Genomic DNA, 13,892 nt, shown 5'->3' with positions numbered 1-13,892 from the left:
GTAATCCCCCCTGCGATTAAGGGGATTGATAAGTAGAATTTTCTCGGCATTTTGCATGAGGACATTTTGATGAAACAGTCTCGCTATAGCGAGACCCGGATTTTGGCGATCCTTCGCCAGGCAGAGGGCGGTATGCCTATAGCGGAGCTTTGCCGTGAGCATGGCATGAGCAACGCCTCATTTTACAAATGGCGGGCCAAATACGGTGGCATGGATACGTTGATGATCTCGTCGATGAAGGCCCTGGAAGACGAGAACTGCCGTTTGAAGAAGATGTTTGCCGAGTTGAGCCTGCAGAACGAGTTGCTCAGGGAGAGGCTTTGGGGGGAAAATAACGCGGCCATCTCAGCGCCGGGAAATGGCCGCGTTGGCCGTAGCGAGGCGAAGTGTCAGCATTGCGCTGGCCTACCGGACGTTTGGGGTGAGCGAGACATGTTATCGCTATGCTCCCCTGCTGAAGAGTGAGAACGAGCAGATTGCTGAGTTGCTCCTGGGGGTGACGCAGGCGCGGCGGAATTGGGGTTTTAGCCTGTGTTTTTTGTATTTGCGCAATGTTAAGGGTTACCGGTGGAACCATAAGCGGGTGGGTCTACCGGATTTACCGGGAGTTGGAGCTGAACCTGCGGATCAAGCCGCGTAAACGCGAGATAAGCCTGAGACGCCCTGGCTGTGCCTGAGGCACCGAATATCGTGTGGTCGATGGACTTTATGGCGGATCGTCTGGAGGATGGCCCGGTGTTCCGTCTGCTGAATGTGCTGGATGATTTTAACCGTGAAGGCCTAGCTATCGAGGTGACTTCTCGCGGCCGGCCGAGAGGGTGATCCGTAGCCTGAACAGGATCATTGAATGGCGCGCCAAGCCAGTCTGCATCCGCATTGACAACGGACCTGAGTATAGCAGCGGAAAGCTGTCGACCTAGGCTGAAAAACTCCAGATCAGTATCTGCCACATCCAGCCCGGTAAGCCGCAGCAAAACGCCTATGTCGAACGCTATAACAGGACCGCCCGGCACGAATGGCCGGACCAGAATATCATTGGCAGCATAGGGGAAGCACAGGATTACGCCACGCAATGGCTATGGACATACAACAACGAACGACCGAACGTGGGGACCGGCGGGATCACACCCGCTCAAAAACTGAAACTCGCCGTGTGAATTCTACGGATGCACCCCATTTTTAATGGGGGGGGATTACCAGGCCATCGGACGATCCCGTGGGGGACTGACCAAGAAAATGCACGCCGTTGTCGATGCTGCCGGGAAGGCTGTGGTCCTTTCCCTGACACCCGGACAAAGAGCGGACATCACTGAAGCAGGACCTTTACTGCATGAAGTCGATCCCAAAGCCTTCATCGCTGACAAGGCTTATGATGCCGATCCCCTGATCGATAAGCTCGAAGAGCGGGAGATCACACCGGTCATTCCATCAAAAAGAAACCGTAGAAATCCCCGGAAGACCAGCTTCCTGCTTTATAAAAACAGAAACATCACCGAACGCTTCTTTGCCGGACTGAAGCAGTTCAGAGGTATTGCAACACGCCACGAAAAACTAAAGTCAACATGCCTCGCTGCCGTGCAACTCGTCTCCGCAATCAGCGGTATTAAATAACGACACGCCCTAGGAACGAAATCCTTTTCATTCAAAAGAAAATATTACCCCAATGATAGCCGTTTTAATCTTTTGATTCGATTTTACCATCCCCTTTACCATCCCCGGTCACAACGCTGGCCACCCGGGCAGCTTTTTTGAACGGACACAAAAATCCATCTCCATGCACCCTGATATACTACCCTGTCAGAGATATACCCATATTCCCCGGCCAAACACTTCGATGACCGTTGATATCGGATGCTGAGCCGCCACTTCGTGGCCCGCCGGCATTTTCGCAAAACTGTAACAAGCCGGCGAGCATATAAAGAGGTCTGTCGACGCTGTTGTGCTGATACAGGAGCCGGCTTCCTGACCGGATCAAACCCTCATTATCTCCATAGATCCGATAGCCGCGGGCCGAGACAGTTACCCTCACGCAACCGCCCACGCCGGGTGACTTTATTTATGGGAAAATACCATGACCAACCTCTCCCGCCGCAATTTCCTGCTCAACACTGCTCTGGGTGGCGCAGCTCTCGGACTTACAGCCTGCACGACCGCCACCTCCGGCGACACGACGACGATTACTATCAATGTGTCAGAAATCACGTCGGACACCACGGCAGCACTGAATATCGTCAAAACTGTGCTGGCGTTTACCGGAGTTCCGGCTGCCGTCGTTACTGTGGCAGACGAAGTGATTTCCGCTGTCGAGACCGCACTGACTGCATGGAACGCTTATTCGTCCGGAAGCTCGACCATCACCTTCACGAAGGGCAGCGCCCCGGCAGTCGTCACCAGCGTTCTCACGGCGCTCAACACCGGTTCCACTGAACTGGCGGCGGTCGTTCAGTCTGAAGCATCCACACTCGGCGGCACGCTTACGTCAGAAATTTCGGCTGTTGCGTCCGATGTCGCATCGGTTGCCGCTGTCATCTCCAGCGCGGTCTCAACCGTCACAGCGGCCTTTCTGGCGCCTCGTTCTGCTGGTGCTGCCCCGGGTTCGCCTCAGTGGCGTGCAGCCGAGATCGCCGCAATTCGCAGTCGGCACGGCGTCTGATGACCTTCTCTTACCTCGCCACATTCCTGGCCGGTCTCTGGATCGGCGGCGCGCTCGGCGCACTGACCGCAGTTCTGGGACAGGTGGCTGAACGATGACTACGCTGATCATTGTCGCCCTGGCGCTCTGCGCTTTCTGGCTCATCTCAGTCCCTGTCCGGATTTGGTATCTCTGATGCTTGCCTCTCAGCTTCACGTTGTCTCAGTGTTCTCAAATAATCGCCAATGGCAGTCCCGTATCCGGCTGCTGCGGGAGTATATTCCGCAGATGCTTCAGGCGGGCGTCACCCTGACTCTGGTTGAGCATACTATTGGCGAACGTGACTTCGCTCTCAATCCCGATGATCCGATCCTGCGCCATGTGCGTCTGTTCCAGTTGCGCGGTGATGCCCGGCACGAGAACTGGATGAAGGAAGGGCTGGTCGCTTACGGCGTTCGCATGCTGCCGGAGGATGCGAAATACATAGCGGTGATCGATGCGGATGTGTTCTTCCAGCGTCCTGACTGGCCTCTGGCGACGCTCGATATGCTTCAGGTTCACCGCGTCGGCCAGCCATGGTCCTATTCCATTGATCTCGGGCCGGACCAGAATCCCGTCCCGAACGAATGGGGCTCGACGGTTGACCGCTCTTTCTGCGCGGCGTGGCTTGCCGGAGATGTCAATGTTCCGACACCGGACTACAGCGGCCAGATGACTTATGGCTGGGGTCTTGATCCGAACCGGAAGAAAGACACGAGAGCGCATTGCGGTTACGCCTGGGCTTACCGGCTGGATGTCTGGAATGACATCGGCGGACTGCCGACATGGATGGTAAGCGGGAAGGCTGATTACGTATCTGCCATGGCGTTCGCAGGGAAAATCCCCATCACTCAGCTTCAGGAAACCGGTGGCGGGGCACGCAGGCTGAAGCGTTACGCGGAACTGTGCGATGAGTTCGTGAAACAGGATATCGGCGTCGTGGGTGGAATGCTGATGCACGGCTTCCACGGCTCCAAACGCAAACGCTACTATCTCACGCGCGAGGACATTCTGCGGGAAAGTCAGTTCGACCCGGACATCGATCTGGGAGTCGACCGCCACGGGTTGCCATTCATCGTGTCAGATAACCGTAAGTTGCGAGATGGTCTGCGGCGGCTGTCCACTGTCAGGGACGAAGATGCCAATGTTGTATGAGTGCTGTCTGTGCCCCTGCATTCTGCCTGATCGCGCTCTCCGTCTCAGTTCTGTTTGTCGTCCTCATGCTGAGGATGAAGAACCGCTGATACGGACGGGTGATGAAAACGGCAGAAAATGAAGAAAATATTCGAATGGTTTGAGGGCGTTGTCGTCTCTGTCTCCGTATTAATCGTCCCGGGCGCATTTCTCTATCGCTGGAAAAAGGCGCAGCGATGGCCGTATAACGGAAGCGGGCGGCTGTGACCGGACTTCTGTCTTGCAGACTGAATTGCTCCTCGCATCGAAAAACAGATGTCGCCCCGGTCATTCCCTCCGGCACGGAACCGCTGCATCCACGTAAATTTCCCATCCGGAGTTAACCGGCACGGGTCCAGCCCTTTGCCTCCTGACGCCAGTAGGCCAGAGTATGGCCCTGCGCTTTGAGCGCCATCCAGCGCCGACGGGCCGCCGCCACCGCAACTTCGTCGCGGCCATCGAAAAGATCGAAGACTCGTTCGAAAGGGTCGATTGTCAGAGTATCTGTAGCACCGAGCAGAAAGAGAAAAGTTGCACCATTAGGCACATCTTCTCCGGCAGTGATCCAGATCGGCTGGCGATCCGGATATTTCCCGCCGGTCGCCGCATGAGGAAGCCAGACAGGATCAGAGACTTTCCAGAGCGCAATATCCAGCGCACCGGCTTCCTCGCTCTTGCCGCAGCGGATAACGGCGCGCCTGCCGCTGTCGAGCGTCCGCCCGAGAAGCACCGGAAGCGCCTCATGGGCATCGGTGCGGGTCAGATGATAGAAGCCGATTTCCGCCATCTTCCAAACGTCTCGTTCTGCCTCACTTCGCCTCATACTGACGAACAAGGCGATCAAGCAGACGTACACCGAAGGCGGTGGCGCCCTTCAGCGCACCAGGCTTTGCCTTCGAGGCCCAGGTGACACCGGCGATATCGAGATGCGCCCACGGCGTATCGCCGACGAAACGCTGAAGAAACTGTGCTGCAGTGATGGACCCGCCCGGACGTCCGCCGATATTCTTCATATCGGCGATGTCAGATTTCAGAAACTGATCATAGTCGTCAGACAGCGGCATGCGCCACAGTTTTTCACCACTGATCCTGCCTGCTGCATCGAGATTGGCGGCCAGTGTGTCATCATTGGAGAACAGTCCTGCATATTCATGGCCAAGAGCAACGATGACAGCACCTGTCAGTGTGGCAAGATCGACCATGAAACGAGGCTTAAAAATTTCCCGGGCGTACCAAAGAACATCAGCCAGCACGAGACGGCCTTCGGCATCGGTATTGAGAACTTCGATGGTCTGACCGGAAGCGCTGCGGACGACATCGCCGGGGCGCTGGGCATTACCGGAAACCATATTTTCGACAAGACCGATAAGACCGACAACATTCACTTTAGCCTGACGACGCGCGAGCGTTGACATCAGACCGGTAACGACACCGGCACCACCCATATCCCATTTCATATCTTCCATGCCAGCCGCAGGCTTGATGGAGATACCTCCGGAATCGAAGGTGACCCCCTTGCCGATGAAGGCAAGCGGCGCGGACTCATCCCCAGCCCCGTTCCAGCGCATGACGACCATACGGGGTTCATTGCTGCTGCCCTGGGCCACACCGAGCAGGGCACCGAAACCAAGCTTTTCCATAGCCGGACGATCGAACACTTCGATGGTCAGTCCCAGGCTGCGGAGTTTCTCCGTGCGGTCAGCGAATGTGACGGGCGTGAGAATATTGGCAGGTTCGGTTACCAGGTCGCGGGTGAGAGTGACGCCCCGCGCCACGGCATCCCAACCGGCCCAGGCAGGCTGAGCCGTATCGGCGGCACTTGTCAGGATTGTAAGGCCGATAAGCTTCTGCGGATCGTCATTGTGGATCGTATGGTAGCGGTCAAACCGATAGAGACCGAGACTGGCCCCCAAAGCAACGAGAGGAACCTGGGCACTGGCGATGCCGTCCGTGGAAATGGCGGCCTGAGTGTGCATCGCCATGGCGATCGCCGCGACCCCGCCCGCACGCTCAGCGGAGACTTCAGTGAAATCTTCTTTTTTGCCAAGACCGACAAGAACGACGCGTTCCAGACCGGCGCCCGGCGCCAGCACAGTGCAACTGGCACCCGATCTGAAGGTAAATGATGCCGCTTCGACGGCGCGACTGATGGCGCCCCCGGTCGCATCATCGGCTGCCCTGAAAAGATTCGAGCGCTCCGATTCGGCAAATTCAGGAAGCGCCAGAGCGCCGCCAGAGGGGAGTGAGAGGTCCTGAAAGCTGATCTCTGCCACGGTAGCGCCCTTTTTGCATGCCTGGAGTTGTGAATGGTCGCAACGCGGATGCCCGACCTCTGACCTCATGTCCGAATTGTGAGCACAGGCGTAGCGGAGGCGCTGCCTGCCTGGCAAGCGGCCTGCCGGGCAATGAGCTATGTCCAAAGCAATAGCAGGTTGACGGCAATATCAATTGCACGTCCATGCATGTGGAGTAAAATAGACTCATGACAACCGATGCTCATCCACAATCAGATACGGACCTTCTTGCTCTTGCCCTTCGTCTGGCGCGTGAAGCCGGCGACATTATCAATGCCATTCGCAGGAAAGGTTTTGTGACGACGGTGAAGTCTGACCTGTCTCCGGTGACGGAAGCGGATCAGGCGGCAGAAACACACATTCTTAAGGCGCTGCGAAACGCCACTCCGCAGATTCCTGTCATTGCAGAAGAAGAGGTTGCCGCAGGCATCCATGTTGCAGCCGGTGATATTTACTGGCTGATTGATCCACTGGACGGCACGAGGGAATTTGCTGCCGGGCGTGACGATTTTACAGTAAATATCGGTCTGGTGCGGAATGGTCGGGCAGTGCTGGGTGCAATGGCATTGCCTGCCTATGGACAATTTTATGCCGGCGGGGCCGGGCTCGGAGCCAAACGTTTCGACAGCGATGGCGAGCACGATATTCACGTTCGCACGGCGCCGGCCGAGGGAATTGCCGTTCTGGCATCCAGACACCATGGAGATGCACCTGAGCTGAAGCGGTTTCTTGATGGCCATGTTATCGCGTCGATCGGAAATATCGGTTCAGCTGTGAAATTTATGCGGGTGGCTGAGGGGGTAGCCGATTTTTATCCCCGTCTCGGTCCGACAATGGAGTGGGACACAGCGGCACCGCAGGCGATTGTCGAAGCAGCGGGCGGGACCGTTACGTTGCTGGATGGCACGCCGCTTCATTACAGCAAGCCCGGCTGGAAAAATCCTTCGTTTGTCTGCGCAGGCATTCTGTCGGACAAGGCGTAACTGACCGGAATTTGCTGGTTTTTTTCGGGCTGTTTCCACTGTCATTGTATGAACTGCATGAAGCAACCGGGCCGGACGCATCCTGGTACTGGTGATCCGCCGCTTATTTATGTTATGCGGACGGTCTTTCCTGCAGGATCAGAATGACCGAACGCCTTGCCGCAGATACCGCCGGACTATCCCGGGCCGCCGAGCTTCTTCGCTCAGGCGGTCTTGTCGCGTTCGGGACAGAGACAGTTTACGGACTGGGAGGCGATGCGACCGATCCGCTGGCCGTCGCACAAATTTTCGAAGCAAAAAACAGACCACATTTCAATCCTCTCATCAGCCATTTTGCTGACGCGGAAAGCGCTTTTGAGAATGTAGTGGCCGATGAACGCGCGCGGGCGCTGGCCGTGCGATTCTGGCCCGGTCCGCTGACGCTGGTTTTGCCACGACGGGTGGACGGACGGATTTGTGACCTGGCAACGGCGGGCTTACCTACGGCGGCGGTAAGAGTTCCGGCACAGGAGGCCACGCTGACTTTGCTTCGCGCTGTTGGCCGTCCTGTTGCAGCTCCGTCCGCCAATCGATCAGGCGCGGTGAGTCCCTCCGATGGCGGACATGTAATGGATGGCCTGGGCGGGCGCATCGCCGCTGTCCTGGACACTGGCCCCTGCCGGGTCGGAGTCGAAAGCACTGTGCTGGACCTGTCCGGTTCTGCTGCCATTTTGCTGCGTCCAGGCGCGGTGACCGCAGAAGACATAGAGGCTGTAATCGGCCCTTTGACATGGCCTGCTCACGACAGCGTATCGGGTGCGCTACCCGGACCGGGAATGCTGAAATCGCATTACGCTCCCAGGCTTCCGGTGCGTCTGGATGCGTCGACTGTAGCAGACGATGAGGCGCTTCTGGCATTTGGCCTTCCGCTGCAGGGAGGACGGCTGGTGTGGAATCTGAGCGAGGCCGGAAGGCTGGATGAAGCAGCTTCCCGGCTGTTCGCCGGCCTTCGGGCGCTGGATTATGAAGGTGCCTTACTTGGCCTGCGCGGAATAGCGGTACAACCCGTGCCCGGAAATGGCCTGGCTGTCGCAATCCGGGACCGGCTGTCGCGGGCGGCCGCACCACGTCCAGGGTCCGGCTTCGCCTCAGGTAACGAGTCAGATATTCCGGGCGAAGGACAATCCCCGCCCCGTCTTCAGCGGAACATTGCATGAGCGAGACCTTCGATCCGAAAGAGCTGAAAGTTCTTTCTGACATCCTTGCTCTGGTGCTTGAGGATCAGCCCGGACAATCGGCCACGGCTCTTGAGACGATCAGGTCGCGGGCGCGACGGAACGGCATGACCGGCGGCGCACTGAAAAATCTTTTCATTGCGATTGCCCCTGATCCGCCGAAGCGTGCCGCATCGTCTACGCGATCACGATCCACCAAATCCTCAGCTTCAGCTGATGTGCAGCAGGAACGGATGCGCGTTCGTGAACTGACGGAAAGTGTGACAAAGCTTGATCTGGAATTGCGTTCGGCCCGGGCCAATAATGCTCAGCTAAAGACAGAACTGTTTCTGACACAGCAGGCTCGGGCAGAAACGCAAAGTCAGCTTTCCGCTGTGCAGGCGACCAGCCATACGCGGTTCGGACTTGTAGGGCTGGCAGTGCTGGTCGGGTGCGTCGCCGGTGTGGCCGGGACGGAGCTGTTTCATTCGCTGCGGCCGGCGCCACATCATACGCCAAATTCCGTTTATCTGCATTAACCAGTGAGAACTGCTCTTTTTTCGCGTATTGGCTGCCAGTAAAATATCAGATGCCCGCTGATCTGCATGAATAAAAGATGGGATACCGGATTTTTGCGGCATGAGTAATTGACTCAGCCGTAATTGATCGTCTGCCGATGGGAAGCGGGCTAGCATTCTGGCCGGCGGCATGACAAACCGACATCAACCGGGGGGCGCCCGGCTGATACAGAGGGGTCGTGTACCCCGGGGTTTTATTTGCCTGGAGACAGATGGCATGACCGGATCTTCCTCTGCTGCTTTTTCGGACACTCTGATCAATGCTCTTAAGAGCATTCTCGGGCCAGGCGGATTACTGACACAGGACACGGATACAGCCCCATATCTGACCGACTGGCGCGGTATGTTCCATGGCAAAGCATTCGCGGTGGCCCGTCCGGCCAGCACGGAAGCCTGCGCAAAGACCGTAAAACTCTGTGCCTGGCACAAAATTCCAGTGGTCCCACAGGGCGGCAACACGAGCATGGTGGGTGGCGCCACGCCGGATGACAGCGGGCGGGCGCTGGTGATCGTGATGAGCCGCATGAACCGGGTACGTGATATCGACCGGATCGATAATACGATGAGCATCGATGCCGGCGTGACCCTGAAAGCGGCGCAGGATGCGGCACTGGATGCGGGCCTGATGCTGCCACTGTCGATTTCATCGGAAGGCTCTGCGGATATCGGTGGCATACTGGCGACCAATGCCGGTGGCAACAACACGGTACGTTACGGCAATGCGCGAGAACTGGCACTGGGCCTGGAAGCGGTGCTGCCAGACGGACGGATTCTGAATCTGATGCGGCGGCTGCGCAAGGACAATACGGGCTATGCTCTGCGGCAGCTGTTCATAGGCTCGGAAGGAACACTGGCGATTATTACCGGAGCCATCCTTCAGTTGCAGCCAAAGCCGAAATCCATTGAGACAGCCTTATGCGCAGTGGCGGACGCAAGAGCGGCGCTGGAGTTGTTCGCAGCATTTCGCAATGCGGAACCAAGTGCGATTCAGGCTTTTGAATTCATGTCCGGCCTCAGCATGCAACTGGTCAATACACTTATTCCTGACGCACCGCTTCCGCTGGCGGAACCATCTCCGGCTTACGTACTGGTGGAACTCGCCAGCCCGCGCGGAGGCGACACTCTGCGAGGGCTGATGGAAGAGGTGCTCGGTAAAGCACTTGAGGACGGACTGGTCAGCGATGCAGTGCTTGCGGAAAGCGAAGCCCAGCGCCAAGCTTTCTGGAAACTGCGCGAGGAACACTCGGAAGCCCAGAAACGCGCCGGAACATCCGTGAAAAACGATGTGTCTGTGCCGCTTTCTGCAATCCCTGAATTTATTGATCGGGCGACCACAGCCTGCAAGAAGTTGATTGCGGGCATTCGTGTGGCGCCGTTTGGTCATATCGGTGACGGCAATATTCACTTCAATCTGGTGCAGCCTGAAGGGGCTGACGGAGCCGCTTTCCTAGCATGCGATCATGAAATCATGGATGCGGTAACGGCGATAGTACGAGACCTGGGTGGATCATTTTCAGCTGAACACGGGGTCGGACAGCTGAAAACTTACATGATGCCTGCCTGGCGTGGTGGTGCCGAACTGGACGTGATGCGGCACATCAAGACAGCGATTGACCCCGAGGGTATCATGAACCCGGGCAAGATGTTGCCGGAGGTTGGGTGAGGACCATCCTGACTAAAGACAGCACACTGAACACCGCAGTCTTGATCATGCGCGTTTGCAAATCGATCGGACATATGATGCTAACGGGCTCGCAGGCGACCAGTCAGAGTATGAAACGATAATCGTAAAATCGCTGGAGAACAGGTTTTAACCCATTATTATCCGATCTGCCCTTTTATTAAGCGTTTTGTCCGCAGACACGACAATAGAACAGATAATGACCGGCACTTATGTGGCTCAGAATAGTGTACGGACATATATGCGCGAAAGAACAAATAACGAGCAGAGATACCGCTATTGCTGGTTGAGCTGTATGTTCAGAGTTCTGTTTATGCGAAGACGGCATTCAATTCGTTTCCGACAACCTCTGAATACGGCCACAAGGCGTGCTGTAGTCAACAGATCTGTTACTGTGTCGCCATACGCTGCTCCCGTGTCTATGCATGATGATTGTCCGTTTTTGGTTACACGCGAGCGGGCAGGTTTTTCATGAAAATTTCACCGGTTCCTGAATGAAAACAGGTATCTGCCTGAACTGCCGCGCCGGCATGTCATGTCTTCACATGGTCAATCCGTTACAGGTCTCAGCATCCGGAGTTTTCATTGGCGCATCAAACAGGATCTTAATCAGCCGTGAAAGAAAATTTGCCGCCAGAGAGCATGATGACGAGATCAATAACGGTGTCATTCCACTGTTCTGAAGTCTGGCTTTCATAAAACTCAACATTCGTCACTGGTATCCTGACAATCAAAGTGAAATCAAACGGCCATCCCCTGAAAACAATATCGGAGCATTGCAGGAAATCTATATTTGTGTAATATTTATTATGAAATACCTATCTCAATTTTTATTTTTTCTTCAATCTTCTTTTCGAGATGCCATTAAACTTAATGGAGTTCCGGAAGATGATCGGCTGGCAACTATTTTTGATGCTGGTTATAAAGCATGCAATCATCTGGAAAGCGAGAATTCCGGACCATGTTATCCGCCTGAGATTCGAGAAGCATGGCTTTCCGGCTACAAGGCGTGTATCAGAGATACAATGGAAATCTGGTGAATACCTGCGCAATCATCCGGAGCGAAGGGATACTTACGCTGGTGGTTGCTTTCAGGAAACCAGGTGACGGTACAGCTGGTAGCTGGCGTCGTCGCGGGCAACCTCGGCTTTGTAACAGGAAGGGTGATGCGTGGCACAGATCGATGTTCTGATGTCTGTGTATAACTGCGAAAAATATATCGCAGAGACACTGGCCAGTATTCAGGCTCAGACTTTTCGCGATATTCGAATTATTGTTATCGATGACGGATCGACCGATCGGACCGGCGATATCGTTCGCGAAGTTGCGAACAAGGATGCACGCATCGAATATCATCGGCAGGAAAATGCCGGAATTGTAGCGGCTCTCAACGCCGGCCTGCCATTCTGCGACGCTGAACTTATCGCCAGGCATGATGGCGATGATATTTCCTATCCTGATCGATTTGAGAAAGAACTGGCTTACCTGAAAACTCATCCGGATTGTGTAGCGGTCAGCGGACTGGCAAGGCACATCGACAGCAATAGCCACACCTTGAATCACGTCACTAAAGCGAAAGATCTGTCAAAAGCAGATCCGTTTTCGATCCCGGCAAATGAGCCTTATATCATGCAGCCGCTTCTGATGGTACGCAGGGAAACACTGGGGAAGGCCGGGGGTTACCGGTATCTTAGTGTTGCAGAAGATACCGATCTTTACTGGCGTCTTTCAGATGCAGGACAACTCCATATTATCCCTGATATAATGGGGGATTATCGCATTCATTCAGGATCAATATCATCGGGAGATATCGTCTCCGGTCGCCAGCAGGCTGTCTGGTCGCAGCTTGCGGCTCTGTCGGAACAGAGGCGCAGAAAAGACGAGCCCGACATTTCGTTTTCCAGAGATTCTTTTGAGGCGATAAGAAGTTGTAGTGATCTGGATGAAACTATATCTGCTGCTCACGAACTTATTGATAAAAATGAATACAAATGGTTTGACTGTGCTGTAGCGGCAAAGATTCTGGAGATTTGTTACTATCGTCCATATGAGCCTGAAAAAGCAGATATTGATATTATCAATACATATGAAAAGCTATACCCATCTATTAGTGAATACAAAGGATACGATATATTTGTATCCGGAAAAATGTCCTGCGCCATACGGCTCATCGGTGATGGACGTGTCTTAGATGCTCTCTCTCTGATTGGCTGGCTGAATATGCCAGTTGCGGTTGCCCGCGCGAGTTTCAGATATTTGATTCCTGAAAACTACAGAAAATTGATAAAAAGATTTGTAAAAAAAATATTATAAAGCCAGAAGCAATGAATGATAAAATCAGAATCATTAAAGATACGGTAAAAAGTATTGTCTATGGATTTTCCAGACAATCATTGCCAGAGTTTACAGGATGGCACGATAATCTCGTCGCCGGTATAAAAAGAAAAACGACAGCATCGATTCCAAAAATCGTCTGGTTTTTCTGGGATAAAGAAGAAAAACCTTCTCTTGTAAGTGCGACCATCAAAAGAGTACAGGAATTAAATCCCGACCATGAAATCCGTTTTCTAAATAACAAAAATATTTCCCAGTATATTGAAGTTTCATTTTTACATGACGCATCCATTATGCCGCAGCACAAAAGTGATATGATCCGGCTTGAATTGTTACATCTCTATGGCGGCATATGGTGCGACGCAACCTGTATTTTCCACGAAAGCCTAGACTGGCTGCATAAAGCCAACATTGAAAATTCTTCTGATCTTATTGCTTTTTATCGGGAGCAGGATACACGAAATACTGATTATCCGGTCATAGAAAACTGGTTTCTCGCGTGTCCACCGGCAGTTCCGTTTATCAGAGTCTGGCGTGATGAGGTCAGAAAAATTATTTCTCAGGGTGCGGCCGCTTACTTTAAAGATATATCCAATACTCCAGCCTACAATGATCTGCGACAGGGCATCACCCGTCCGGAATATCTCGTAACTTATCTTGCCGAACAAGTTGCGCTTCGCGCCCAGAGACCTTCATTTTATCTGCGCAAAGCTGAAGACGGTCCTTTTCTCTATCAGCAGTTTGTAAACTGGGACAGGGAACGTATCGCAACAATTCTTTGTCGGATAAAAATGCCGGCAAAAGTGCCGCCGGTCATTAAACTGACTCACAGCAACCGCTATCTGCTTCCGTTTCTAATCCGTTTTCATCTTGTTCGGAAAGACAGCATCGCCGGGCGCTTCCTTTCACCATTGATGCGAAGTTAAGCGGATAAAAAGCCGATTTTGACGATCATATTACGAAAATGAACAAGGCTGCCGCAACG

At 54.2% G+C, this 13,892-nt stretch carries 12 protein-coding genes and 2 pseudogenes; 12 read left to right on the top strand and 2 right to left on the bottom strand.

What is annotated here, in order from left to right; all coding sequences use genetic code 11:
• Positions 1-69: 69 nt before the first annotated feature.
• The 5 genes and pseudogenes from GOB90_RS03285 (at position 70) to GOB90_RS19460 (ending at position 4,072) form a co-directional block, all read left to right on the top strand.
• Positions 70-1,157, top strand: a pseudogene (locus GOB90_RS03285) (IS3 family transposase).
• Positions 1,158-1,185: 28 nt separating this feature from the next.
• Positions 1,186-1,611 (top strand): annotated as a pseudogene (locus GOB90_RS03280) (IS5 family transposase); the annotation flags it as partial.
• 460 nt (positions 1,612-2,071) lie between these two features.
• Positions 2,072-2,653, top strand: a complete 582-nt coding sequence (locus GOB90_RS03275; protein WP_146884762.1) for a twin-arginine translocation signal domain-containing protein — start codon at positions 2,072-2,074, stop codon at positions 2,651-2,653.
• A 174-nt stretch (positions 2,654-2,827) separates the two neighbouring features.
• Positions 2,828-3,826, top strand: a complete 999-nt coding sequence (locus GOB90_RS03270) for a hypothetical protein (RefSeq protein ID WP_146884764.1) — start codon at positions 2,828-2,830, stop codon at positions 3,824-3,826.
• A 117-nt stretch (positions 3,827-3,943) separates the two neighbouring features.
• Entirely contained in the window at positions 3,944-4,072 is a 129-nt protein-coding gene (locus tag GOB90_RS19460) for a hypothetical protein (protein WP_276510647.1), read from the top strand.
• Between the two features lie 112 nt (positions 4,073-4,184).
• Here GOB90_RS19460 and GOB90_RS03265 read toward each other — a convergent pair whose 3' ends face one another.
• Both GOB90_RS03265 and GOB90_RS03260 read right to left on the bottom strand, forming a co-directional pair.
• Complete coding sequence (locus GOB90_RS03265; RefSeq protein ID WP_146884766.1) at positions 4,185-4,631, bottom strand: DNA polymerase III subunit chi; 447 nt, start codon at positions 4,629-4,631, stop codon at positions 4,185-4,187.
• 22 nt (positions 4,632-4,653) lie between these two features.
• Complete coding sequence (locus GOB90_RS03260; protein WP_261765892.1) at positions 4,654-6,117, bottom strand: leucyl aminopeptidase; 1,464 nt, start codon at positions 6,115-6,117, stop codon at positions 4,654-4,656.
• Positions 6,118-6,326: 209 nt separating this feature from the next.
• Between GOB90_RS03260 and cysQ the strand changes: the two genes are divergently transcribed.
• The 7 genes from cysQ to GOB90_RS03225 all read left to right on the top strand — a co-directional run bounded on the left by cysQ (position 6,327) and on the right by GOB90_RS03225 (position 13,833).
• Positions 6,327-7,121 (top strand): 3'(2'),5'-bisphosphate nucleotidase CysQ, encoded by a 795-nt coding sequence (gene cysQ / locus GOB90_RS03255; protein WP_146884771.1) that lies wholly within the window; start codon positions 6,327-6,329, stop codon positions 7,119-7,121.
• A 143-nt stretch (positions 7,122-7,264) separates the two neighbouring features.
• Positions 7,265-8,317 carry an L-threonylcarbamoyladenylate synthase gene (locus GOB90_RS03250; RefSeq protein WP_146884773.1) on the top strand — a complete coding sequence of 351 codons (1,053 nt, stop codon included), beginning with the start codon at positions 7,265-7,267 and terminating at the stop codon, positions 8,315-8,317.
• The gene (locus GOB90_RS03245; protein ID WP_146884775.1) at positions 8,314-8,853 is read left to right on the top strand and encodes a hypothetical protein; all 540 of its coding nucleotides are present in this window, start codon (positions 8,314-8,316) and stop codon (positions 8,851-8,853) included. The genes GOB90_RS03250 and GOB90_RS03245 overlap by 4 nt, the downstream gene beginning before the upstream one ends.
• Before the next feature lie 256 nt (positions 8,854-9,109).
• A complete protein-coding gene (locus tag GOB90_RS03240; RefSeq protein ID WP_146884777.1) occupies positions 9,110-10,555 on the top strand; it encodes an FAD-binding oxidoreductase in 1,446 nt (481 codons plus the stop codon).
• Between the two features lie 512 nt (positions 10,556-11,067).
• Positions 11,068-11,256 carry a hypothetical protein gene (locus GOB90_RS03235; RefSeq protein WP_146884779.1) on the top strand — a complete coding sequence of 63 codons (189 nt, stop codon included), beginning with the start codon at positions 11,068-11,070 and terminating at the stop codon, positions 11,254-11,256.
• 487 nt (positions 11,257-11,743) lie between these two features.
• The gene (locus GOB90_RS03230) at positions 11,744-12,886 is read left to right on the top strand and encodes a glycosyltransferase family 2 protein (protein WP_146884783.1); all 1,143 of its coding nucleotides are present in this window, start codon (positions 11,744-11,746) and stop codon (positions 12,884-12,886) included.
• Positions 12,887-12,897: 11 nt separating this feature from the next.
• Entirely contained in the window at positions 12,898-13,833 is a 936-nt protein-coding gene (locus GOB90_RS03225; protein WP_146884785.1) for a glycosyltransferase family 32 protein, read from the top strand.
• The last annotated feature ends 59 nt before the right edge of the window (positions 13,834-13,892 follow it).

The sequence above is a fragment of the Acetobacter oeni genome (assembly GCF_011516825.1).
Classification (GTDB): Bacteria; Pseudomonadota; Alphaproteobacteria; order Acetobacterales; family Acetobacteraceae; genus Acetobacter; species Acetobacter oeni.
This window is presented reverse-complemented; position numbering and strand designations above follow the sequence as displayed.